Origin of the sequence: Parabacteroides merdae ATCC 43184 (genome assembly GCF_025151215.1) — a bacterium.
Classification (GTDB): Bacteria; Bacteroidota; Bacteroidia; order Bacteroidales; family Tannerellaceae; genus Parabacteroides; species Parabacteroides merdae.
The window spans coordinates 1,820,887-1,844,120 of sequence record NZ_CP102286.1 but is presented as its reverse complement, the minus strand read 5'-3'; the positions used below and the strand labels follow the sequence as shown (position 1 = coordinate 1,844,120).

General features: G+C 42.6%; 22 protein-coding genes. 14 read left to right on the top strand and 8 right to left on the bottom strand.

Features of this window, described 5'->3' with window-relative positions; all coding sequences use genetic code 11:
• Positions 1–141: 141 nt before the first annotated feature.
• The 8 genes from clpB to NQ542_RS07570 all read left to right on the top strand — a co-directional run bounded on the left by clpB (position 142) and on the right by NQ542_RS07570 (position 8,241).
• Positions 142–2,730, top strand: a complete 2,589-nt coding sequence (gene clpB / locus NQ542_RS07605; RefSeq protein WP_005635223.1) for an ATP-dependent chaperone ClpB — start codon at positions 142–144, stop codon at positions 2,728–2,730.
• Positions 2,731–2,838: 108 nt separating this feature from the next.
• Positions 2,839–4,545: a RecQ family ATP-dependent DNA helicase gene (locus tag NQ542_RS07600; protein WP_005635221.1), complete on the top strand. Its 1,707-nt coding sequence runs from the start codon at positions 2,839–2,841 to the stop codon at positions 4,543–4,545.
• A gap of 175 nt (positions 4,546–4,720) precedes the next feature.
• Positions 4,721–5,047, top strand: coding sequence for a hypothetical protein (locus NQ542_RS07595; protein WP_005635220.1), 327 nt, complete (start codon positions 4,721–4,723; stop codon positions 5,045–5,047).
• A gap of 45 nt (positions 5,048–5,092) precedes the next feature.
• Complete coding sequence (locus NQ542_RS07590) at positions 5,093–5,776, top strand: OmpA family protein (protein ID WP_005647177.1); 684 nt, start codon at positions 5,093–5,095, stop codon at positions 5,774–5,776.
• Positions 5,777–5,990: 214 nt separating this feature from the next.
• Entirely contained in the window at positions 5,991–6,473 is a 483-nt protein-coding gene (locus NQ542_RS07585) for a GNAT family N-acetyltransferase (protein WP_005647176.1), read from the top strand.
• 87 nt (positions 6,474–6,560) lie between these two features.
• A complete protein-coding gene (locus NQ542_RS07580; protein WP_005648726.1) occupies positions 6,561–6,746 on the top strand; it encodes a GNAT family N-acetyltransferase in 186 nt (61 codons plus the stop codon).
• Positions 6,747–6,924: 178 nt separating this feature from the next.
• Positions 6,925–7,578, top strand: a complete 654-nt coding sequence (locus NQ542_RS07575) for a DUF4136 domain-containing protein (protein ID WP_005635216.1) — start codon at positions 6,925–6,927, stop codon at positions 7,576–7,578.
• A 33-nt stretch (positions 7,579–7,611) separates the two neighbouring features.
• Positions 7,612–8,241 carry a porin family protein gene (locus NQ542_RS07570; protein ID WP_005647174.1) on the top strand — a complete coding sequence of 210 codons (630 nt, stop codon included), beginning with the start codon at positions 7,612–7,614 and terminating at the stop codon, positions 8,239–8,241.
• An 80-nt stretch (positions 8,242–8,321) separates the two neighbouring features.
• Here the strand turns inward: NQ542_RS07570 and NQ542_RS07565 are convergent, their stop codons facing one another.
• From NQ542_RS07565 to NQ542_RS07535, 7 genes are all read right to left on the bottom strand, one after another.
• Entirely contained in the window at positions 8,322–8,963 is a 642-nt protein-coding gene (locus NQ542_RS07565) for a hypothetical protein (protein ID WP_005635214.1), read from the bottom strand.
• The gene (locus NQ542_RS07560) at positions 8,944–9,750 is read right to left on the bottom strand and encodes a metallophosphoesterase family protein (RefSeq protein WP_005648730.1); all 807 of its coding nucleotides are present in this window, start codon (positions 9,748–9,750) and stop codon (positions 8,944–8,946) included. The genes NQ542_RS07565 and NQ542_RS07560 overlap by 20 nt, the downstream gene beginning before the upstream one ends.
• Before the next feature lie 108 nt (positions 9,751–9,858).
• On the bottom strand, positions 9,859–10,794 hold the full coding sequence (locus NQ542_RS07555) for a phosphatase PAP2 family protein (RefSeq protein ID WP_005635208.1): 936 nt from the start codon (positions 10,792–10,794) through the stop codon (positions 9,859–9,861).
• Positions 10,791–11,474 (bottom strand): CDP-alcohol phosphatidyltransferase family protein, encoded by a 684-nt coding sequence (locus NQ542_RS07550; protein WP_005635206.1) that lies wholly within the window; start codon positions 11,472–11,474, stop codon positions 10,791–10,793. The genes NQ542_RS07555 and NQ542_RS07550 overlap by 4 nt, the downstream gene beginning before the upstream one ends.
• Before the next feature lie 17 nt (positions 11,475–11,491).
• On the bottom strand, positions 11,492–11,998 hold the full coding sequence (locus NQ542_RS07545) for a GtrA family protein (protein ID WP_005635204.1): 507 nt from the start codon (positions 11,996–11,998) through the stop codon (positions 11,492–11,494).
• Entirely contained in the window at positions 11,983–12,456 is a 474-nt protein-coding gene (locus NQ542_RS07540; RefSeq protein WP_005635202.1) for a phosphatidylglycerophosphatase A family protein, read from the bottom strand. Before NQ542_RS07540 ends, NQ542_RS07545 begins: the two co-directional genes overlap by 16 nt.
• A 182-nt stretch (positions 12,457–12,638) precedes the next feature.
• On the bottom strand, positions 12,639–13,931 hold the full coding sequence (locus NQ542_RS07535; RefSeq protein ID WP_005635201.1) for an inositol-3-phosphate synthase: 1,293 nt from the start codon (positions 13,929–13,931) through the stop codon (positions 12,639–12,641).
• A 400-nt stretch (positions 13,932–14,331) separates the two neighbouring features.
• On the opposite strand from NQ542_RS07535, the gene NQ542_RS07530 reads away from it, so the two are divergent.
• Together NQ542_RS07530 and NQ542_RS07525 are read left to right on the top strand one after the other, a co-directional pair.
• Positions 14,332–14,577 carry an RNA recognition motif domain-containing protein gene (locus NQ542_RS07530; RefSeq protein ID WP_005635197.1) on the top strand — a complete coding sequence of 82 codons (246 nt, stop codon included), beginning with the start codon at positions 14,332–14,334 and terminating at the stop codon, positions 14,575–14,577.
• 108 nt (positions 14,578–14,685) lie between these two features.
• Positions 14,686–15,936: a hypothetical protein gene (locus NQ542_RS07525; protein WP_005648734.1), complete on the top strand. Its 1,251-nt coding sequence runs from the start codon at positions 14,686–14,688 to the stop codon at positions 15,934–15,936.
• A 3-nt stretch (positions 15,937–15,939) separates the two neighbouring features.
• Here NQ542_RS07525 and NQ542_RS07520 read toward each other — a convergent pair whose 3' ends face one another.
• Positions 15,940–16,185 (bottom strand): hypothetical protein, encoded by a 246-nt coding sequence (locus tag NQ542_RS07520; RefSeq protein ID WP_005635193.1) that lies wholly within the window; start codon positions 16,183–16,185, stop codon positions 15,940–15,942.
• A 149-nt stretch (positions 16,186–16,334) separates the two neighbouring features.
• Here NQ542_RS07520 and NQ542_RS07515 point away from each other — a divergent pair, with 149 nt between their 5' ends.
• The 4 genes from NQ542_RS07515 to NQ542_RS07500 all read left to right on the top strand — a co-directional run bounded on the left by NQ542_RS07515 (position 16,335) and on the right by NQ542_RS07500 (position 23,213).
• Positions 16,335–16,934 (top strand): RNA polymerase sigma-70 factor, encoded by a 600-nt coding sequence (locus NQ542_RS07515; RefSeq protein WP_005635188.1) that lies wholly within the window; start codon positions 16,335–16,337, stop codon positions 16,932–16,934.
• A gap of 81 nt (positions 16,935–17,015) precedes the next feature.
• Positions 17,016–17,996, top strand: coding sequence for a FecR family protein (locus NQ542_RS07510; protein WP_151203542.1), 981 nt, complete (start codon positions 17,016–17,018; stop codon positions 17,994–17,996).
• Positions 17,997–18,177: 181 nt separating this feature from the next.
• Positions 18,178–21,507, top strand: a complete 3,330-nt coding sequence (locus NQ542_RS07505; RefSeq protein ID WP_005648737.1) for a TonB-dependent receptor — start codon at positions 18,178–18,180, stop codon at positions 21,505–21,507.
• A gap of 11 nt (positions 21,508–21,518) precedes the next feature.
• On the top strand, positions 21,519–23,213 hold the full coding sequence (locus NQ542_RS07500) for a RagB/SusD family nutrient uptake outer membrane protein (protein WP_005635179.1): 1,695 nt from the start codon (positions 21,519–21,521) through the stop codon (positions 23,211–23,213).
• The last annotated feature ends 21 nt before the right edge of the window (positions 23,214–23,234 follow it).

Genomic DNA, 23,234 nt, shown 5'->3' with positions numbered 1-23,234 from the left:
AAACGAGACTGTTCGACAGGCTCTTTTAATGCGAAGTTTTAAAATATATGACAAAATGGCATATTTTGTTTCTGGTACTTGTTTTGTAGGAATGTCTGTGGAATTTAGAAATAAAAATAGAATTGAAAGGAGCATAACTATATGAATTTAAACAATTTTACAATTAAATCACAGGAGGCAGTTCAGCAGGCCGTGCAACTTGCTACCCAGAATGGGCAGCAGGCGATCGAAGCCGTACATTTGCTGAAAGGTGTCATTATGACGGGTGAAAGTGTGACCAATTTCATCTTCCAGAAACTGGGTGTCAATATCCAGAATCTGAATCGTGTATTGGATGCGCAGATCAGTTCGCTACCGAAGGTATCAGGCGGAGAACCTTACCTGTCAAGTGAAGCAAATACTGTTTTGCAGAAAGCAATCGGCTATTCATCCAAAATGGGAGACCAGTATGTGTCTTTGGAGCCGATTATTTTGGCCTTGTTCACGGAAAAGAGCACTGCTTCTCAAATTCTGAAAGATGCCGGTATGACGGAGAATGAATTACGCCAAGCGATTGAAGAATTGCGGAAAGGGAATAAAGTAACCAGCCAGTCGGCCGAAGACACATATGATGCACTGGGGAAATATGCGATCAATCTGAACGAACGTGCCCGTAGCGGCAAGTTGGATCCGGTGATCGGTCGTGACGACGAAATTCGCCGTGTACTTCAGATCCTGAGTCGTCGTACGAAAAACAACCCGATTTTGATTGGTGAACCGGGTGTTGGTAAGACGGCGATTGCCGAGGGGCTTGCTCATCGTATCGTCCGGGGTGACGTACCGGAAAATTTGAAATCGAAACAGATTTTCTCTTTGGATATGGGAGCTTTGGTTGCCGGGGCCAAATATAAGGGCGAATTTGAAGAACGTTTGAAAGCTGTAGTGGGTGAAGTGACTAAATCGGATGGGGAAATCATTCTTTTTATCGATGAGATCCATACATTGGTCGGTGCCGGTAAGGGTGAAGGTGCGATGGATGCCGCCAATATCCTGAAACCTGCTTTGGCTCGTGGTGAATTGCGCTCGATCGGTGCGACGACGTTGGATGAATATCAGAAGTATTTTGAGAAAGATAAGGCGCTCGAACGTCGTTTCCAGATTGTTATGGTGGACGAACCGAACGAATTGGATGCCATTTCCATCCTGCGTGGTTTGAAGGAAAAATATGAAAACCACCATAAGGTCCGTATCAAAGATGATGCCATCATTGCTGCCGTCCAGTTGTCTACACGATACATCACTGACCGGTTCTTGCCCGATAAGGCGATCGACCTGATGGATGAGGCAGCAGCCCGTTTGCGTTTGCAGATCGACTCTGTGCCGGAATCTCTCGACGAGGTTTCCCGCCGTATCAAGCAACTGGAAATCGAGCGTGAAGCGATCAAGCGTGAAAATGATAAAGGAAAGCTGGAACAGCTCAATAAGGAAATTGCCGACCTGAAGGACGAAGAAACGAAACAGAAGGCTCAGTGGCAAAGCGAAAAAGAGCAGATCAATAAGATTCAGCAGAATAAGATTGATATCGAAAACCTGAAGTTTGAAGCCGATAAGGCCGAACGTGAAGGCGACTACGGTAAAGTAGCCGAAATCCGTTACGGAAAGATCAAACAAAAGGAGGAAGAGATCAGGGAAGTCCAGGAGAAACTGAAGACGATGCAAGGTGCTTCCGCCATGATCAAGGAGGAAGTGGACAGTGAAGATATCGCCGATGTGGTATCTCGTTGGACGGGAATTCCTGTCAGCAAGATGATGCAGAGTGAAAAGGAAAAATTACTCCATCTGGAATCTGAATTGCACACGCGTGTTATCGGGCAGGAGGAGGCCATCAGTGCTATTGCTGATGCTGTGCGTCGTAGCCGTGCCGGATTACAGGACCCGAAACGACCGATCGGTTCATTTATTTTCCTCGGTACGACAGGTGTCGGTAAGACAGAGCTGGCTAAAGCGTTGGCGGAATATCTGTTCGACGACGAGAATATGATGACTCGTATCGATATGAGTGAATATCAGGAAAAGTTTAGTGCGACTCGTCTGATTGGTGCGCCTCCGGGATATGTCGGCTATGATGAAGGTGGCCAGTTGACGGAAGCGATCCGCCGTAAACCTTATTCGGTCGTCCTGTTTGATGAAATCGAAAAGGCTCATCCGGATGTATTCAATATCCTTTTGCAGGTGTTGGATGATGGACGGCTGACCGACAATAAGGGACGTGTCGTCAACTTCAAGAATACGATCATTATTATGACCAGTAACATGGGATCGTCCTTGATTCGTGAAAACTTCGAGAAGATGACTCCCGAAACACACGACAAGGTTGTCGATGAAACGAAGGTCCAGGTGTTGGAATTACTGAAGAAGACAATTCGCCCAGAGTTCCTGAACCGTATCGATGACATCATCATGTTTACTCCGCTCAACGAAGAAGAGATCCGCAAGATCGTGATTGTTCAGCTGAATAGTGTGAAGAAGATGCTGGCTCAGAATGGGATTGCGCTGGAATTTACGGATGCAGCTCTGACATTTATTTCTGACAAAGGGTTCGACCCGCAGTTTGGTGCCCGCCCTGTAAAACGTGTCATCCAGAAGTATGTCCTGAACGAACTGTCCAAAGAGTTGTTGGGCGGAAAGATCAACAAAGATCGCCCGATCACAATCGACAGCAACGGTGCCGGTTTGGTCTTCAAGAATTGACCGAAGATGGTTGGATTGATATATGTTTATGTGAAAGGCTCTGCTCCCAAAAGGAGTAGGCCTTTTTTTGTTGGTCCGGATGTTCTATCTTTGTGAAAACATTTGAATATGCACCATCCATTACAAGTTCTGAAGCACTACTGGGGCTATGACGGGTTCCGGCCGGGACAGGCAGAAGTCATAGACAGTATTCTGTCCGGGCATGATACATTGGCGCTTATGCCGACGGGAGGAGGTAAATCCATTACCTTCCAGGTGCCTGCATTGGCGAATCCGGGTATTTGCCTTGTGATCAGTCCGCTTGTTGCTTTAATGAAGGACCAGGTGAAGAACCTGCAAAAGCGAGGGATTCTGTCGGCGTTTATCAGTTCCGAAATGCCGCATTGGGAGATTTTGCAACAACTGGATAATTGTATCTTGGGAGATTATAAGTTCCTTTACATTTCTCCTGAACGTATTTCTTCCGAACTGTTTCAGGAGAAGTTGAAGACGTTGTCCAGCAAAGTGAATTTGCTGGTTGTGGATGAGGCGCACTGTATCTCTCAATGGGGAAACGATTTTCGTAGGGATTACCGTTTGATTGCGGATATCCGCGATGCCATACCGCATGTTCAGGTAATTGCCGTAACAGCTTCAGCCACGGCAGCTGTGGTTGCCGATATCTGCGAGCAGCTCCATTTTCGCAAAGGATATAGGATATTCAAGACCTCTTTCGAGCGGAAGAATCTTTCGTTTGTAGTTCGTAAGACAGACAATAAATTAAAGGAAATTTGTCATATCTTATCTGCCGTACCCGGCTCCGCGGTGATCTACAGCCGTACCCGCAAAGGAGTGGAAGAATATGCCGGAAAATTACGGGCGGCGGGCATTTCTGCTGAATATTTCCATGCTGGCCTGGACCCGGTTCTGAAGACAGAGCGGCAGGCCGATTGGGTAAAAGGATTTACGCGTGTGCTGGTTGCCACTAACGCGTTCGGAATGGGGATTGATAAAGGGGACGTGCGTGTGGTGATCCACACGGAGTTTCCTGACTCGATGGAGGCTTATTACCAAGAGGCGGGACGTGCTGGTCGTGACGGGAAACGGGCCTACGCTGTCGCTTTGTTGGGACCGCAGGACATAACGGATATAAAAAGGCGTCCTTCCAATGCTTTCCCGACAATCGAATATATCAAACGGGTTTATGAAGCTTTGTGCAACCGTTTCCAGATCGCGGAAGGTGATGGGGAAGGGGTGTCGGTCTATCTCGACGAACCGGAATTTTTGAGAGATTGGCATTTCGATAAAGGTCGTTTACGTTCTTCTCTTGAAATTTTATCTTTGTCGAACTATCTTACTTTTGAACCCTATCCTAATTCACAACCTTATCTGCGGTATGACCAACCTCGTTGGATGATGGATCGTTTCCTGAGTGACGATTCTCCGGCAGCCAAAGTCGCTGTTGAGGTTTTACGAAATTATGAAGGTCTTTTTTCTACCGGGGTTTTCGTCAGTGTCGATATGCTGGCGCGAAAAACCGGGCTGGAAGCTCGTGAGGTGGCGAAAGTCTTAGGGTATCTGCGGAATGTCGGCTTCTATTATGTCCCTCCTCGAAAAGAACCCCGGATCACTTTTAAGATGATCCGCGTCCCTTTGGACCGTCTTGTCATTACGACTGCATCTTATGAAAATCGTTTGGCTGCTTTCAAAATGCGAATTGAAAAGGTGGCGGAATATCTTGAGACTCACGGTTGCCGTCAGGAGTTTATTTCCGAATATTTCGGTATGGAAGGGACACGATGCGGATGTTGTGATAATTGCTTGCAGAAGCGGTAAAAGGTGGTTCAACTTAACCCTATGCGTTACGGAGGCTAATGCATAGGGTTAGTCCTCGTAAAGCTATGCATTAGGAACCTGTTTAAGATTCGAATTGATTTTTTTGAGTACCTGTATGGATAACGAATATTTTTGTTTATGTTTGTAGCATCTATCAACCAAAAATTAAAAAGATATGAGTGACAAAGATGATTTAATTTATGATGAAGATGATTCTGTAGCATTTATCCAGAACTATCTTCCCCAGGAATTGAAAGGAAAATTCAGTAATGACGATATTAATTATATTGTGGATCTGATTTATGAATTTTATGAGTCGAAGGGTTTCCTTGATGAAAATTCCGATGACAATGCTGAAATTGATATTGATGAAGATGAATTGATCGGGTTTGTTGTAAAGAATGCGCAAAAAGACGGTGTAGGCAAGTTCTCACCTGAAGACATCACTTTTATTGTACAGGGAGAACTTGAATATTGCGATTCCATCAACATGTTCGATTAATAGACTGTTGTATAGTTACAATATAGTTTATAAAAGAATAAGAAGATGAGAAATTTTAAGTTGTTATCAGTTTTACTGCTTTGTATGGCAGTCGTTTTTACGAGTTGTGGAACATGGAATAATACCGCTAAAGGTACGGCTATCGGAGTCGGCGGAGGTGCGGCTGTAGGTGCCGGAGTCGGTGCTTTGGCTGGTAATACTGCATTGGGTTCGATAATCGGTGCTGCCGTGGGCGGTACTGCAGGTGCCCTAATCGGTAAAAAGATGGACAAACAGAAGAAGGAATTGGAAGCTACGTTGCCGGAAGAAACGACTGTCGAAACCATTAATAATGGCGAGGCACTGAAGGTTACGTTTGATTCGGGTATCTTGTTCGCAACCAATTCAAGCACTGTCAGTGCCGCTTCCAAGAGTGCGTTGCGTGACTTGGCTGCCAGTTTGAATGCAAATCCGGATACGGACATAAAAATCATAGGACATACGGATAATACAGGAAAAGTTGATTATAATCAGACGTTGTCAGAAAAACGTGCAAAGAGCGTATTCGATTATCTGATGGAAGACCAAGGTGTGAGCAGTAAGCGCATGACTTATGAAGGCAAGGGAGTACATGAACCGGTTGCCGATAACAGCACTCCTGAGGGACGTGCTTTGAACCGCCGAGTAGAAATCCTTATCCTTCCCAACTCAAAAATGGTACAGGAAGCACAGCAAGGAACTTTGCGATAAGAAATAATAGAAAGCAGAATCAAGAAAGGGATGTCCGAAAGCCGGGCATCCCTTTTTTTGACGATAAACACATCTACTTAAACATAAACCGGTAATAAAACATGTTTATCTGAGAAATGTCCATATATTTGTATTGTAGTGTTTGATAACTATTGATAAATAGCAATTATCAAGTATATAAAGCCTTGCCATAGATAATATGAGTGTTAAGAATATGAATACAGATTTTACAATTAGAATTGCCCAACCTGCTGATGTCCTTGAGCTCAAAGACTTATTTCAAGATACAGTCCTCAATATAAACAGGCGTGATTATTCAAAAGCAGAAGTGGAAGATTGGGCATCGTGCGGAAACGATATCTCCCATATAAAAGAAATGATTAGAACGCATTTTTTCATTGTAGCAACTAATCAACAGTTACAGGTTGTCGGCTTTGCATCCATTACCCAACAAGGTTATTTGCATTCTATGTTTGTTCATAAAGATTTTCAAGGTAAAGGTATTGCTACGATACTTCTAAATGAAATAGAACGGTATGCAACTGCAACAGGAATCATACGGATTACATCAGAAGTAAGTTTAACAGCCCGTCCATTCTTTGAACAAAGGGGGTATATAGTAACGGAAGAACAAAAACGGAGAGCAAATCAGCTTTCTCTCACCAATTTTTGGATGGCAAAGAATCTGAGCAAATGAAATAAATTCAAAAGTTTTGCAAATCGTTGGTTGAAGTATGGGCAAAATTTTATTGAAAATCAAAAACTTATTGAAGTAATAGGTGAAATGTTTGATTCTGTCTATGCCGATCAGCTTCAAATGCAGATAACTGTCAATTCATCGTCATACGCTGTGAAGTTCTATGAAAGTTTAGGCTTTTCAAAGACTTCTGAAGAACAGGAAACAGATGGATTAAAATATACCCCGATGCACTACTGTCCACTAAGAATGGACGGCCTTATCACTGGATAATACACGAGATTGCTGTGTTCATTAACAGTCGTTTATAACCGTTCTAAAATCTTCAGACAAGTTAATTAACACTCTTGAAAAGGGAGAATGCAAACCTTTTTTAGTTCATGTTGTTTAAATAGTAACTTATATATAAGTGCATAAATAATAGTATAAACTGTTTTAAACGTTGAATGAGATGAAAAAGATTCTTCCTTTTTTCTTATTGGTTCTTTTACTGGCGTCTTGCCAGAAGGATCCAGACATGTCAAAACTAAGCGATGATTTCGTAGTATTCACTGATCACAACAAGGATGCTAATTTCGAATCCTTTACAACTTTCTACATCCCTGATAGTGTAATGGTTATCGGTAGCAGTGAAAAACCGGAATTCTGGAGTGCAACAGAAGCTGACGATATCGTCTCTACTTTGGTTAGTGGCATGGAAGGCCGTGGTTACACACGTGCATCGGATAAAGAATCTGCGGATTTGGGTTTGCAGGTTTCTTTTGTGAAAAATGTAAATTACTTTACAAACTATCATGACAATCCTTACTGGTGGTGGGGGTATCCGGGATATAACTGGTGGTATGGCTACTGGGGTAACTGGACTGGCGCATGGAATGGATGGTATTATCCGTATCCTGTTGTATACAGCTATAGCGTAGGTTCTTTATTGGTTGAACTGGTCAATTTGAAAGCTCCGCTGCCAAAATCTGCAGATGCTAAACTTCCGGTTCTCTGGACTGCTTACATGACTGGCTTGCTGTCCGGTTCCGACAAGGTAAATATCGAACTTTCTACTCGTGCTATTGAGCAGGCTTTTGTACAGTCACCGTACCTGAAAAAATAATTAAACGCGAATTAAAAGATAAATATGAGTCTTATGAAAAAGATATATAAATCAATAAAATTAATCGCTTTACTTGTTGCCTGTTTAGCGATACCTTCCCTGGCTGGTGCCCAGGTTGTAAAGAACATGTATTTTAATGTTGACTGGCAGATTAATTCTCCGTTCAGCCAGGATTTCTCAGACAAGACAAGTGGTTGGGGAGCACATGCGGAAGCCGGTTATTATGTAATTCCTAATTTCTCGGTAGGTGCATTTATCTCTTATCATACCAACAATAAGTATATCGACCGTCAGACGTTGCCGGTAAGTTCTACATCGGCCATCACTTCTGATCAGCAGCATTCTATCTTTCAGTTGCCTTTTGGTGCAGCTTTTCGTTACAACGTAGCTCCCGAAAGCCAGTTCCAGCCTTATGCTGGTGTGCAGTTAGGTGCAAGCTATAGTGAAATGTCGACTTATATGAATGTAATGAAAGTATACGACCGTAATTGGGGTTTCTATGTATCTCCCGAAATCGGTATGACTATGTATTTTACACCTCAGAAACAGATCGGTCTGCATGTCGCTGCCTACTATAATTATGCAACCAATAAAGGAGAAGTCCTGAGTTATTCGATCGATGGATTGAATAACTGGGGCATCCGATTAGGTCTTGCCTTCTAATGGAAGTTTGTTCTTTTAAGTGTTTTATGTAGTTTATGGGGAACGGGAGGCTGTCGTAATGACACCTCCCGTTTTTTGCTTTACAAGATTTGTAGTTTGAGACCGAACGAGAGGCTCAGATAGTCTTTGGGTTTCAGATAACCGTTCCCGATCTTGTTTATCAGATATAGGTCACAGGTACTGAGTTCGTAAAAGAAAGAGATGGATTTATGCCAGCTCTTTTTTGTGTCTAGCTTCAATGTGAATCGCTCTCCAATGAAAACATGGGTACGGATGCGAGTAGAGAACCAGTAATAGCCTTGCGGATATTTGTCCGGCTGCTTGCCCCAGAAATCGCGATCTAAAAGAGTATTGATATAGACACCGCAGGCGAGAGGTTCGAAAGATAACTTGTCGGCGATACGGATGTTCCAAGGGTAATAATTCTGTTTGAGTGTAAGGGTTGCCATAGCATGGCGATCCGAGTTGCGGGGAACTATCCCCAAATATACATCTGTTTCCCAGTGATTACGATAATAATTCCAACCTGTTCCGAGGGAAAGCATACCCATTGATCCGGCGAACTGTAGCTTGGTATAGTGGGGAATGAGTTTTTCCCATCTGGATATATATTTTTCTACGCGTTTTTTATATCGCACATCATCCTCGATTTCCTCCTGTGCCTGTAAAGTGCCGGCCAGGAAAAGAAATAAGAGCATCCATTTAAAAATTGATAATTTCATACGTGTAGCCGTCCGGGGTTAGGGTAAATAATAGGTAGTTACGTTTGGCTATATTGCTACAGCCGTAGTAGATGATCCCATCGTCAAAAAGGTCTTCCACCTGTAACTGATGGTTATGTGCGTTCAGGCAAAACAGCAAAGAGGGAAATTCACGGATATATAGCTGAAATACGTCTTTTACATTGTTATCGAACTGTTCGCTTCCGGGACGTGCATGCATGGCGACGATCGTGCGGCTGTAATGCCGGGTACTGTCTTGCAGCTCTTCTTTCAGAAAACCGAAATCAGGGACAGGGTGGGAGTAGTCGTATTCGATCGCATTGGTATTGAGGCAAACGAATTTGACGTCCCGGACGATAAAGGAAAAGTTTTCTTCTCCGAACAATTTGTTGAAAACCTGGTCACCATTGCCGATTACGTCATGGTTACCGATCAATCCGACATACGGGATATCGAGCTTCGACAGGATATTGACAGTCCACTCGTACTCTTTCTTCATGCCGAACTCGGTATAGTCTCCTCCGTGTATGATGAAATCGATGCTGTCTTTTTTAGTATTGATATGTTTTACGAAATCTTCTGTCTCGTCGTAGCTACGTTGGGTATCGCCCATCAGGACGAAGCGGATCGTGTCTTTATCTTTTGTTGCTGCCTCGATAAGCGGGATGTTGTGGTCGTTGATATCGCGTTCGGAAATGGTGAGCCGGCCGTCATACGGATGGTAATCGATCAGATCACATGCAGACAAGAATATGCATAGGAATAATGGTAGAGTTTGTTTATACATGACATCCTAACTTTTATTTGTGGCAAAGTTAGGATGTCATGCTACTTCAAAAAAGGTCAAGATGCAATGAATAATGTGCCAATACGAAGAAATTCTTTCATTGGCACATTATTTAATGTAATTATAATATCGGTTGAAGAAGTTTTTGAACCAGCCTGTCTTCATCAATCCTTTTTCGAAAAGCAGGATTCCTAAAAGAGCGCAACAGATTCCCAATGTCACATCTATAATATAGTGATGTGAGGTGTAAACTGCTGTTCCCCAAATTCCCGCCATGATGATGGCAAACAGGATAATCACAAATTTATTGCATTTATTGACAATCGCATAACATAGTGCCACAACCATATATGCAGCATGTAATGATGGAACTGCTGCGAATACGTTTGCGTTGCGGCCATAGATGGAATCGAAGATAGAAAGGCCGGTCAATGTGTCGAACCTGCCGAGACCGGCAACATTGCCCGGTGTGTCGAGTATCGGTTCAAAACCATAATTGATTGCATACCAAGGTGGTGCTGCCGGATGGAGATAGTATCCGGCAAAGCCAATCAGGTTGACGAACAGGAATACCATCGAGAAATGGAGGTACAAATTACGGTATCCCTTGAGATAGAGCCACAATCCGAAAGCTATCGGAACAGGAACCCAGCAGAGATAAAATATACCTGCAAGGATGTCCGCAATCCGGCAATTATGGATCGCGAAATATTCACAAGGAATTAGGATATTCCCATTATCATTTATACCGAACAAGCTTTTTTCCAGATTATATAGGTTTTCCACGTCAATCGAGTTAGCCTCGTAATTTGGGAAAACACGCATCCAGTCGTATGAAATGCCGAAAAGAGCGAATGGCAATAAGGCAACAGCTAATTTACGGGTTGTCTTGCCAGCGAAGAAGAGGAGGAGGTAAAGCCCAACCATGAACACATGCTCCGGGCGTAATCCGATACATACGGCTGTCAGCAAAAGAAACAGCGCTGTCAAGCCGATAACAGTCCCTGCCTCCTTCTTTGACGGGAGTACAATTGTTCCTTTCATTCGTTATCTTTGCTGCTCAATAGTTTACGACAATGATTCAGGCGTGCGAATGCCGTGATGTTGGAGAATATCGCAACGATCAGCAAAGGAATGACGAATATCATGATCGGTTCGAATATCTCGTTGTTTTCCATCATGGGTGCAAAGATACCGCAGCAGAGAGCCCCTAATCCGGTCAACACTACGCGTTCGGGACGTTGCATGAAACCGACTTTGCATTCAAGTCCCAATCCTTCGGCACGGGCGCGGACATAGCTTACCATTAATGAGCCGATCAAAGCAATGAAAGCGACGATCGAACTGATGACATATCCCTGATTGATCAGGTAGAAACATATCCCGAAGAAAACCGTCAGTTCGCTGTAGCGGTCCAGTACCGAATCGTACAAGGCTCCGAATGTGGAACTCATTTTGCCGATACGCGCAACCTGTCCGTCCATCATGTCGAACAGTCCGGCAAACAAGATGATGCCGCCACCCCAGCCGATATAGTAGAAATCACCTCGTTCTCCTTTCATTCCGGCATAAAGGAATATGCAAGCAGCCACAATATTCAGGATTAATCCTGTTGTCGTAATAAAATTGGGAGTGATCCCAATTTTAATCATTCCATGTACGATCGGGTTGATGATCTTGTAGATCATCTGTTGCAACCAATCTCTAAAAACTTTGAATTTCATATATTACTATTTTGTTTTTATTTTGAGTTCGCTTTCTGAAAACGGTCCCTGATCCTACAGTTCTTGTAGACAAAGATACGTTGCATATTATAGTTCCAAAGAAATCCGACAAGCAGTGAGACTACTATCTTGGAAAATACGAACAAGTCATCAATATAATGTTTCAGTGTCTCCTGGACCCAGGGATTCCGGCTGATCGTTTCCGTCATGAAGTAAATTCCCCAGGTATTCAATAAGATACTACCAATCCAGACTAGCAGATATTTGACTATTACATGTCGTTTCTTGCATTCTTTGGATTTGAATGTCCATTTGTAATTGATGATGCAATTTACGATTCCGCCGCAGACAGAACCGGTGAAGGTTGCATACACGTAATAAACTCCAAATAATTTAACCAACAAGATTGTGACCAGAAAGTCTGTCGTACTGGCGACTTGTGAAGAAAATTGGGCTCGTATAAACATGAATATCCCGCCTTTCTCCGAAAACGCTCTTGCACTTTTCTTTATCCAATCAACCATCTTGCAACTATTAGCAGGATGAGGCTATATATTCCAGCCAAAATATCATCCATCATTACTCCGACTCCTCCCTTGAGATATTCCATTTTGCGTATACCCAATGGCTTGAAAATATCGAACAGGCGGAATAGCGCGAATGCTGCCAGAGCATACCACAAGTTACCGGCCGGTGCTGCCAAAAGCGGAATCCAGACACCTACCATTTCGTCTACTACTACCCGCGAAGGGTCTTCTCCCCAAATAGGTTCGACTGCGTTTGCCGAACGGATACCGGCAATCGTAAAAATACCGATCAATAACGCGGTTATAATAAGAAGTAGAGTAGGAGATACGGCGCACGACAATGCAAGCCAGATCAGCGTAGCTAACAAGGCTCCCGCCGTTCCCGGAGCAAACGGAGAAAAACCGGAACCAAAGCCTGTTGCAATAATAATATGAATTAGTGGAACTCTTTTCATCCTGTCAGTAAAATGTGTGCAAAGTTATAAAAATAATATAACTTTCCCCCTCGTCCGGGAGAAAGTTATATCGAGAATTCCATCAGCATGAAATTTTAGTTTCATAGGCATGGAACAAAAGTTTCGCTAAGATGGAACAAATGTTTCATCCCTATGAAACTAAATTTATATTACCCTGAATTTTAGTCCAAATAATTAGGGGCTTTTTCTCCGATCATATCGCGCAACGTCTGCTTAACCATTCTCCATTGCTGGAAGAGGTCATGTACGGGCTGATGTTCGAAGTCGTGCATCGGACTCTTGCAGAAGAAAGACAACCAAGTCTGGATACCATACATACCGGCACGCAGGGCCAGATCGCTGAACAACACCAGGTCGAGTGCGATAGGGGCAGCTAGGATGGAGTCGCGGCAAAGGAAGTTTACCTTGATTTCCATCGGGTAACCCATCCAGCCGAAGATGTCGATATTGTCCCATGCTTCTTTATTGTCCTTGCGGGGAGGATAGTAATTGATGCGTACCTTATGATATACGTCTCCATACAGGTCCGGGAATTTTTCGGGTTCGAAGATGTTGTCAATGACAGATAGCTTGCTGACCTCTTTTGTCTTGAAGTTTGCAGGATCGTCCAATACCTCGCCGTCACGGTTTCCTAAGATATTGGTAGAGAACCAGCCGCTTACACCTAACATACGGGTTTTGAACATCGGAGCCAGTACTGTCTTCATTAAAGTCTGTCCGCTCTTGAAGTCCTTACCGGAGATAGGCACATTCATCTTTTTAGAGAATTCCCACATGGCGGGAGTGTCTACACACAGGTTAGGAGCACCCATGATGAACGGAGCACCTTCTGCTATAGCGGCATAAGCGTAGCACATACTTGGAGAAACGGCTTCCGTATTGTTGTCCTTCATTGCTTTTTCCAAAGCGGCAAGCGACATGTGCTCGTCAGACAGCGGAATATAGATTTCCGTACTTGCAGCCCATAGAACGGCGATACGTTCACAGTTGTTGGCTGCCTTGAATTCACGGATATCCTGGCGGAGCTGTTCAACCATGTCCCAACGGGTAGCGGCCTGTTTGATGTGTGTGCCGTTCAGACGTTTTGCCCAGTTATGGTCGAATGCGGCCGGCATCGGTTTGATTGCCTCCAATTCGTCTTTTACGCCGTTCAGGTCTTTTTCTTTCAAGACTTCTGCGTATAGGGCCGCTTCGTATGCATTATCAGGGAAAATATCCCATCCGCCGAAAACGATGTCATTCAGGTCGGTCAGAGGAACAATATCTTTGATCGCTTTTTCTTCTCCGTTTTCTAAACGCATTGTAGCTAACTGTGAGATTGAGCCGATAGGCTTAGCCAATCCTTTACGTGCAGCCAACGTACCTGTAATCATGGTAGTCGCAACTGCACCGCCTACCCCAACAACCAGAATACCAAGTTTTCCTTTGGCTTCTTTAACTTCGATTTTTTCCATGTCAAATTAAGTTCAAAATGATTGGGGCAAAATTAGGTTTTCTGGTTGAGACATAAAAGGCTATATGCTGGCTTAATTGGTCAGAAATACTATAAAATAGGCTTTTTTTACATATTATTGTATTGAAGCCTCTTTTTCAAACTTTTTATGGTTATTAAGGATGTTCTTAGGGAAAAGTCTTTTCTATGTGTTTTTTTTGAATTGTTATGAATTAAATCTTGGTTTCATGGTGCAATATCCATTTTTAATGCTTTTCTTTGTACCCGACAAGCAAAACTGTTTGTGTAGTTCTTTATCTCCGACTTAATATTCATTGCAGAATATGATTTAGCAGACATTGATCTTTCCTAAAAGTTTTATTGTTTCAATTTTTTATTAATTATTTTATATCATTTTTTGTATGAATATTTACATTGGTAACCTGAACTATCGGGTTAGAGAATCAGACTTACAACAGGTTTTGGAAGAGTACGGTACGGTTGAATCAGTTAAATTGATCATTGACCGCGATACTCGTCGTTCTAAAGGCTTTGCTTTTGCAGAACTTCCTAACGAAAACGAAGCAAGAAACGCTATCGAAGAATTAAACGGCGCTGAATACGAAGGTCGCCAGATGGTTGTAAAAGAAGCAACACCGAGACGCTAATAAATAATAGCATCAAAGTATACGAACGGGGATATGGACAAGATTCTGTATCCCCGTTCTTCGTTTATTCCTTTTTAATTGTTACGTTTGTACTTAAATTTGTAATAGATGAAAAGTCTTTTAAATATTTCTTGTTTGCGCATTAGTTTGTGTCTCCTGTTCTGTTTGGCGGGTACTTCATTTATCTACACACTTTATGCCCAGATTCCGGACCGCGTTTTCAAGACGGATTTCCAGATAGATCCGGAAAAGAAAGGGGAACTTTCGGTCGAATTTGATAATCTGAGTTTCTTTAAGGATGATGAGTATACCGGTTCGTTTATGAAAGGCTATACATTGCCGGGACTTTGGTTGCAGGCAAAGGCTGTCTATTATCCGTTGGAAATGCTGAAACTCGAAGCAGGTGTTCATTTGCAACGTTTTTGGGGGGCGAATCGCTATCCGAATATGGCTTATCAGGATATTGCGCATTGGAAAGGTGATCAGTATCAGAAAGGTTTTCATGCACTTCCTTGGTTCCGGGCGCAGGTGGCCTTGTCTGATCATGTGAATATCGTGCTGGGCGATTTGTATGGGGCGGCCAATCATAATCTGATAGAGCCATTGTACAATCCGGAATTGAATATGGTCGCCGATCCGGAGATGGGATTGCAATTGTTGTATAATTCCTGCCGGTTCGATTTGGATGTGTGGGTGAATTGGGAAAGTTTTATCTTCAGGGAAGATATCCATCAGGAGGCTTTTACGGTTGGTTTGTCTACCCGTTTCAAGTTTAACGATCCGGATTCGCGTTTTCATTTTTATGCTCCTTTGCAAGTTTTGGCCCAGCACAGAGGAGGAGAGATTGATACGATCCTGACCAATTCTGTCCAGACATTGATGAACGGTGCTGTCGGAATTGGGGGAGTGTGGAACACGGGGCATAAGATATTCAAGAGTGTAAATGTGGAACTGGATGTTGCCGGCTATTATCAGCAGGCCGGTAAGTTGTGGTCTTTCGATAACGGCTATGGTGTGTATGCACGTGCATCTGCCGATATTTACGATTTCCGTGTGAAGACTTCCTATTGGAGGTGTCATCAGTTTATTTCCATGTTCGGCAGTCCGTTTTATGGAGCTGTCTCGACATCCGATGAAGGTCTTACCTTCGATGATCCTTCTTGTGTTTACTTTGGCTTAGAGTATTCGCGTGAATTGGCAAAAGGTTTTTCGCTTGGCATTGATTTGGATATCTATGAGCATTTGCCTGTCGTGTTTCGCGGTACGGAGCAGAATGGCTATAAATCATTTGCCAAAACCAGTTTCTCTGCCGGGATTTATCTGAGGGTAACCCCGTCTTTCCTGATAAAGAAATTCTAGTAGTTAACAGTTATTCTGTTTTCTGTTCGGGCGGAACAGGGTGAAAAGCAGGGCTGCAATGATAACCCAGTTCGTGACAATCATTGTCGTGAACAGGTCGATTAGCTGCGGTAGCTGCTTTCTTGTGCAGTCGGATAATTCGTTCAGAGAACCGCTGAAGTTTCCATATAATCCCCAAATCATAATCGCTTGTATTATGAGTAAGGCGATAGCCAATCCGGCACAGATATATTTTGTGAAATTATTCATGTTTTTAAAGTATTATCTACAAAAGTATAAAAAATACCATTGTCTTGCATTTTATTAAAGGAGAATGTCTGTAAACAAGCAAAGTTTGTAAAAATATTATTATTTTTGTGGGTGAAATGTTAATTGAATGGTCTTAAATCGCTGGTAGTATGTTCGATATTTCTTTATTGTATGAACTGAAGAAAGGGAATAGAGAAGCCTTTAATGGTGTTTTCCGTTACTATTATCCCCGGATAATGGCTTATACTGCTTCTATGGTTGAGCAAAAAGCAGCGGAGGATATTGTTCAGGATGTTTTTCTGTATGTTTGGGAAAATCGTGAAAAGCTATATGTCAGTGATGGTTTCCATTCTTATCTTTTTCAATCCGCTTATACTCGTTGTCTGGACTATTTCAAGAAAAACCTCTCGATTGAAAAATACCATTCTCATACTTACGAGAAGTATTTGGAAGATTATCAAAATCTATTGAAAGGTGATGATTCTGTTATAGAGGAGCTTTCCGTTAAGGATTTTTATCGCCATTTGTATGAATTACTGGAGCACCTGCCAGCGCAGCGTCGTGAAGTTTTCATCCTTACTTATATAAAAGGGCTGACGGCTAAAGAAGTTGCGGAGCAGACCCAGATGCCGCAACGTACGGTGGAGAGTCATTTGTATTTGGCGCTCCGGTTTTTAAAGGGACATATGTCCAGAAATGATTATTATATGCTTTGTGCCGTTTTTCTTTCGCATGGCACATACGCTTGATAAATTAAGATGAACGAAAAAATCATTTTAGCTCAGTAGTTTTTCGTTGCTGGTCGTTTTGCCTAATATAACAAGGTGAAAATGGAGTTTAATTACGCACTTTTAGTAAAATATTTGATTGGCAGCCTTTCCTCGGAAGAAATGGAAGAAGTGATGAGGTGGCGTGATTTGTCGGCTGAGAATGAAACTGTTTTTTCTGAAGTGTTACGTTTGCGTCTTTCGTGGAATACAGCAAAGTATGCGGATAACGAGCGGATAGATATGGCTTTGGAAAAGGTAAATGCCCGGATTAACCGGGCAAGGCGTTACCGGATTGCCCGGTCTTTGTTGAAATATGCAGCTGTTATCTTGCTGCTTGTTTCGTTTTCAGCTGTCGGATGGAATTATTTTAAGCCGGAAACTTATATGACTATCGCTTTAGGAGATAGTGAAGGCGTAAAAAAAGTAACGCTGGATGATGGTTCGATAGTTTGGTTAAGGGGAAATTCCGTATTGAAAATACCGCAGTCATTCAGTGCCGTCAACCGGACGGTCTCCTTGCAAGGAGAAGCATTCTTTGACATCGCAAAGAATGCTAATTCACTATTTATCGTTGCTACCGATTATGTGAAAGTAGAGGTACATGGAACTTCTTTTCATGTTAATGTTAATGCTGGAAATAAGTCTGTAGAAACCGTTTTAGTAAGAGGATGTATCAGCTTGCATGCCTTGAACGGAAAGAAAATCTTAGAAATGAATCCGGGAGAACGTGTTGCCTATTCCTGGGATGAAAATACCTGTTTTACGGATCATGTCGATGTGAATGTCTGTGCTGTATGGCGGTTTAACCAACTGGTTTTTGAGAATACTACACTTCGTGAAATCGCCAATCAATTATCAATCAAATATAATGTAAATGTAAACATCGAGTCGTCGAGGCTGGCTCAACGCAGGTTTCGTTGCGTGATCAATGAAGACGAGCGCTTGCCGGATGTTTTGGAGCAGCTTTGCTATTTGGCGCCGATTACCTATCGAATTGAGAGTTCCGAAATTTATATATCTGAAAAACAAACAAAAAAATGAATGTCTATGGGAAATTGAAATGTAATCTGAGGTAAACAGTTCCGTAATATCGGGGATATTCCTTTGCAGCGGTTAATTAAAAAAATGCTGTCCGGTATGGGAAGTGTTATTGGCGGGTACGGGTGTATCCGGTAAAAAGTTAACTGTTTTTTATAGTACTAACAAAAACGAATCACATGGTATGAATAAAAAAGTATCTATTGCGACATTATCAGCATTTTTAGTCGCAACATCGCCTGCGATGGCGGTAAATGAAGCGAATACTTTGTATGTGAATCTGGAATTGTCTTTGAACAGGACAACTGTAGGTATGATCATACAAAGTATCAGCGAGCAAACGGGCTATGAATTTTCTTATGATGAATCTATTTTAAGTAAAGAAATTTCAAAAGTATCCGTCCGTGTAAAAAATGAACACATCGAAAGTGTTTTAAAGAAAGTCTTTAAGAATACGGATATTTCTTATCGGATAGTCGATAATCGGATTTTCCTACAAGATAACGCAAAGACAGAAAATGTGTCTTTTGCAAGTGTTCAACAAGTCAAGAGAACGATCAGAGGTACGGTTGTCGATAATACCGGTCTTCCTGTTATCGGGGCAAATGTCATAGTGAAAGGAAGTGCTGGTGTTGGTACGGTGACAAATGTCGACGGTGATTTTACATTGGAGGGAATTGAAGACGGTGCGACATTGATGATTTCCTATATTGGTTATGTAGATCAGGAGGTTGCTGTAGCGAAAGGAAAAAACGATTATAAAATCACAATTCACGAAGATACACAGAATTTGGATGAGGTGGTTGTTGTCGGTTATGGAACACAAACGAAAGTAAACCTGACAGGAGCGGTAAGCACAATTGGTAAAGATGAATTGATCAACCGGCCGGTGACGAATGTATCTTCTGCTCTCCAGGGATTGACTCCGGGGGTTACGATAACATCTGGAACAGGGCAGCCTGGTAGTGACGGGGCAACTATACGTGTTCGTGGAGTCGGAACCTTGAACAATGCTAACCCTTATATTCTGGTGGATGGGATAGAAACTGGAACTTTCGATTCGATCGATCCTAACGATATCGAATCGATTTCGGTTTTGAAAGATGCCGCTTCGGCTGCTATTTATGGTTCTAAAGCTGCCAATGGGGTAATCTTGGTTACGACCAAGCGAGGGAAAGCCGGAAAAGCAACAGTCTCTTATAATGGTAATGTTAGTTTTTCGAATGTATCGACTTTGATTGATCGCTTAAGTTCTTATGATTATGCCCGTCTTTATAATCAGTTATTGACACAGGATGGGGCGTCTCCTCGTTTTACAGACGAAGATCTCCGTTTATTTCAGGATGGAACGGATCCTTATGGGCATCCGAATACAGTTTGGACAGACTATATTTATCGGACCGGTTTTATGCATAAACATAGCCTCAATGTCAGTGGTGGGTCGGAAGATGTGAAATATATGGCTTCTGCAGGTTTCTTAGGGCAGGAAGGCACATTGAGGAATTCGGATCGTCAACAATTTAATTTGCGAACGAATCTGGATATCAAATTGTCGGATAAATTTACCATGAGGACTAACATGGCTTTTATTCATAACGACTATTCCGAACCGAATGCGTCTTATGGAGGCGGTTCTACTCAATTGATACGTCAAGCGGACCGTATAGCCCCTTGGATTCCATATAAGAAGGAAGATGGTTCTTACGGTTCGATCTCAGATGGAAATCCTGCCGCTTGGGTCGATATTAATAGTCGGAAATATCATTTGTTGCAAAACTTCTCTGGAATACTGGCCTTTGACTATCATATTATAGACGGTCTGACATTCACATTACAAGGAGCTTATGTAACGAATATAAAGGAAACAAAAGATTATCGTAAGGAATGTTGGTATGACGATGTGAATTATCATGGACCTGATCAATTGGGTGAAACGATTTCGAGATGGAGCCGTTATACGTTGGATGCATTGTTGAATTATGACAAGACTTTTAACCAAGATCATCATTTCAAGGCAATGGTTGGTTATAAGATCGAGAAGTATGATTATCGGAATTTATACGCTTTCCGCAAAAGTTTCCCGAATAGTGAAGTGACCGATTTGAACGGTGGCGATTCTTCGACACAAACGAACAGTGGTTATTCCCGTGAACTGGCTTTGTTATCTTATTTCGGACGTCTCAATTATGACTATAAAGGCAAGTATCTTTTGGAAGCCAATTTCCGCGCCGATGCTTCTTCTCGCTTTGCAAAAGGCTATCGTTGGGGATATTTTCCTTCTTTCTCTGCTGGATGGCGCATTTCCGAAGAAGATTTTATGGAAAACACGCATGGCTGGTTGCAGTCACTGAAACTTAGAGGATCTTGGGGGTTGCTCGGAAACCAGGATGCCGTATCGGATGAATATTATCCTTATTTACCTACGTTATATATAGGAAAGAATTTCCCGTTTGGCGGCTCTGTTCATCAAGGTATTACGGTTGTAAGCCATAAGGTGACGACTATTTCCTGGGAAAATTCGACAAACTGGGGAATCGGCTTTGATGCAAATTTCTTGAACGAGTTTATGCTGAGTGCCGAATATTATAATCGTAAGACCTCTGACATCATTATGGATATTCCTGTTTCTGATACGTTTGGTATATCGGGGACGTATCAGGACAATAAAGGCTCTTTACGGAACAGTGGTGTGGAAGCAAGCTTTGCTTGGAATCATTCCTTCAATAAGGATTGGAGAATGGGAATCAATGCGAATTTCTCCTATAATAAGAATGAGTTGTTGGATTTGGCTGGGGTCAATGAGATTATCGATGGCTATATGATTAATCGAATCGGAGAGCCCTATCAATCTTTTTATGTATATGAAGTAGATGGGTTGTTCAAAAGCGACGAGGAGGCTGCCGCTTACGAAAAACAGTATGGCAATCCATGGTCTTTGCCTTTCAAAGGCGGCGATTTTCGGATTAAAGATGCGGATGGAGATGGAAAGTTGACAGATAAAGACCGGGTGGTGAAAGGCACGCAACAGCCTAAAACGACTTTTGGTTTGACACTGAGTGCTGGTTGGAAAAATTTTGACTTGTCGGTATTTATGCAGGGTGTGACTGGAACAAACCGTTATTTCTCAAGAGATGTCGTCGGTTCATTTATCGGGGATACTTCACATCCGAGTACGAATTGGTTGGATGCCTGGACTCCTGAAAATACAAATGCGGAATGGCCGCGTCTGTTCCTAGAGGAAAACTCGATCAGTTCTCCTCAGCGCGTGAATTCATCTTTTTGGTGTATGAACACGAATTACCTGCGTATTAAGAACGTCAATTTGGGTTATACGTTGCCGAAGAGTTGGACGAATAAGTTAGGAATAGCCAATGCGAAGATTTATTATACAGGCGAAAATCTGTTTACATTCGACAGTTTGCCGTTCAATGCTGATCCGGAGTCGCCGTCGGGAAACTTGGATGTTTATCCTATTAGCAGAAGCCATTCATTCGGTATTAATGTAACTTTTTAAATGAATTATATATGAAACTGAAAAATATATTAGGTCTTGCTGTTTGCTTGGTCGGGACAGGTATCTTTACTTCTTGTGATGATTTTTTTGATTTGAATCCGAAAGATCAGTTGACGACAAACACATTCTGGAACACGTCCGAGGATGTCGATGCAGCAGTAACCGCTGCCTACAATTGGTGGGTCAATAACTATGTTGGATCGAAGTTTATCTTCTACGAAGACAGCTATTCGGATATCGGCTTCAATTATACGAATGCTTCTAACATGAGAAACATGGGCAGAGGTAGCGTTTCTCCTACTGCGGCTCCGAATTATTGGAGGCAGTATGAAACGATACGTCGTTGTAATTTCGTAATTGAAAATATCGATTTGGTTCCGGCTTCAGCCATGACAGAAACGGAGAAGAATGATTTTCTGGCGCAAGTACGGGCAATTAGGGGATATAGTCATGCTTATTTGGCAACTTGGTATGGGGATGCTGTTATTATGGATTTTGTACCAGCAACGGCTGATGATGCTAAACTGCCGCGTGAACCAGAAGCAAAGGTGAAGGAGCATGCTATGAACGACTTGATGTGGAGTGCCGAACATATAGCGGAGAAACCGGCAGAAAAAGGACGCATTGCCAAAGGAACGGTCCTCTCGATGATCGCCCGCTTCAATTTGTTGTGGGGCAACTATACGGAGGCTTTGGATGCTGCCAATAAAGTAATAGCTCTGAATCAGTATGAATTAGATCCTGATTTTCTGAATATGTTTTCTATGGCCGGACAGAATTCAAAAGAAATTATTTGTACTTATGAACATGTCCAAACGACTTATGCTTATGGTGATGTGATCCGTTTCTATAATAATTCGGATGGTGGCTGGGCTTCTTTTGTGCCGACTCAAAACATGGTTGATATGTTTGAAATGGCAGATGGCAAGTTGATCGATGAAGCTGGTTCCGGTTATGACCCGGTCCATCCGTTTTTCAATCGTGATCCACGATTGAAAAATACGGTTATTTATTCCGGATTGGATTGGGTGGGGCGTAATAATGTATCCCGGGTTTTCAATACGCTCGACAAGACGCTGCCGAACGGCTCTTCGAATAAAGATTATTATACGGCGGCGGATAATGCTTCCCATACCGGTATGTTGTGGGCTAAGTATTTGTATCCCAACCAGGGACAATATTCAGCTGCAATGAATGACGATGCCTTGTGCCCGATTATCTTCCGGTATGCAGAAATATTGTTGACAAAAGCCGAATGTTTGGTCGAACTGAATCAGGATTTGCAGGAAGCTATGAACATCATCGACCGGTTACGTTTGCGCGGAGGTCATATCGCTGTTGACCGTTCTAAATATGATACACAGGCCAAAGTACGTGAACTGGTAAGGAGAGAACGTACGATAGAATTGGCTGGTGAAGGTTTCCGTTTTGAAGATATCGTTCGCTGGGACGAGTATGACCAGAGCGGAGCCAAAACCGGAAAGAAGGTGGCAGAGACTGTTATGCCGGGTGACTTGTATCGTTTGTGTGGTACTGTCGACTATGATGAACCGGATCCGGACCGTCGCGCCGTGATCGATGTGAATGCTTCTCGTGAAGACCGTTTGGTTGAAGTTCGTTATTTTGACAAGAAGCAATTCCATCTGCCTATTATGCAGGCGGAAATGGATGCGAACCCTCAATTGGTTCAGAACGATGGTTATTAATAGATGCAATAAAACTTATTT

Coding starts and splice junctions, on each gene's coding strand:
- clpB (WP_005635223.1), top strand. CDS start 142: ATGAATTTAAACAATTTTACAATTAAATCACAGGAGGCAGTTCAGCAG.
- NQ542_RS07600 (WP_005635221.1), top strand. CDS start 2,839: ATGCACCATCCATTACAAGTTCTGAAGCACTACTGGGGCTATGACGGG.
- NQ542_RS07595 (WP_005635220.1), top strand. CDS start 4,721: ATGAGTGACAAAGATGATTTAATTTATGATGAAGATGATTCTGTAGCA.
- NQ542_RS07590 (WP_005647177.1), top strand. CDS start 5,093: ATGAGAAATTTTAAGTTGTTATCAGTTTTACTGCTTTGTATGGCAGTC.
- NQ542_RS07585 (WP_005647176.1), top strand. CDS start 5,991: ATGAATACAGATTTTACAATTAGAATTGCCCAACCTGCTGATGTCCTT.
- NQ542_RS07580 (WP_005648726.1), top strand. CDS start 6,561: ATGTTTGATTCTGTCTATGCCGATCAGCTTCAAATGCAGATAACTGTC.
- NQ542_RS07575 (WP_005635216.1), top strand. CDS start 6,925: ATGAAAAAGATTCTTCCTTTTTTCTTATTGGTTCTTTTACTGGCGTCT.
- NQ542_RS07570 (WP_005647174.1), top strand. CDS start 7,612: ATGAAAAAGATATATAAATCAATAAAATTAATCGCTTTACTTGTTGCC.
- NQ542_RS07565 (WP_005635214.1), bottom strand. CDS start 8,963: ATGAAATTATCAATTTTTAAATGGATGCTCTTATTTCTTTTCCTGGCC.
- NQ542_RS07560 (WP_005648730.1), bottom strand. CDS start 9,750: ATGTATAAACAAACTCTACCATTATTCCTATGCATATTCTTGTCTGCA.
- NQ542_RS07555 (WP_005635208.1), bottom strand. CDS start 10,794: ATGAAAGGAACAATTGTACTCCCGTCAAAGAAGGAGGCAGGGACTGTT.
- NQ542_RS07550 (WP_005635206.1), bottom strand. CDS start 11,474: ATGAAATTCAAAGTTTTTAGAGATTGGTTGCAACAGATGATCTACAAG.
- NQ542_RS07545 (WP_005635204.1), bottom strand. CDS start 11,998: ATGGTTGATTGGATAAAGAAAAGTGCAAGAGCGTTTTCGGAGAAAGGC.
- NQ542_RS07540 (WP_005635202.1), bottom strand. CDS start 12,456: ATGAAAAGAGTTCCACTAATTCATATTATTATTGCAACAGGCTTTGGT.
- NQ542_RS07535 (WP_005635201.1), bottom strand. CDS start 13,931: ATGGAAAAAATCGAAGTTAAAGAAGCCAAAGGAAAACTTGGTATTCTG.
- NQ542_RS07530 (WP_005635197.1), top strand. CDS start 14,332: ATGAATATTTACATTGGTAACCTGAACTATCGGGTTAGAGAATCAGAC.
- NQ542_RS07525 (WP_005648734.1), top strand. CDS start 14,686: ATGAAAAGTCTTTTAAATATTTCTTGTTTGCGCATTAGTTTGTGTCTC.
- NQ542_RS07520 (WP_005635193.1), bottom strand. CDS start 16,185: ATGAATAATTTCACAAAATATATCTGTGCCGGATTGGCTATCGCCTTA.
- NQ542_RS07515 (WP_005635188.1), top strand. CDS start 16,335: ATGTTCGATATTTCTTTATTGTATGAACTGAAGAAAGGGAATAGAGAA.
- NQ542_RS07510 (WP_151203542.1), top strand. CDS start 17,016: ATGGAGTTTAATTACGCACTTTTAGTAAAATATTTGATTGGCAGCCTT.
- NQ542_RS07505 (WP_005648737.1), top strand. CDS start 18,178: ATGAATAAAAAAGTATCTATTGCGACATTATCAGCATTTTTAGTCGCA.
- NQ542_RS07500 (WP_005635179.1), top strand. CDS start 21,519: ATGAAACTGAAAAATATATTAGGTCTTGCTGTTTGCTTGGTCGGGACA.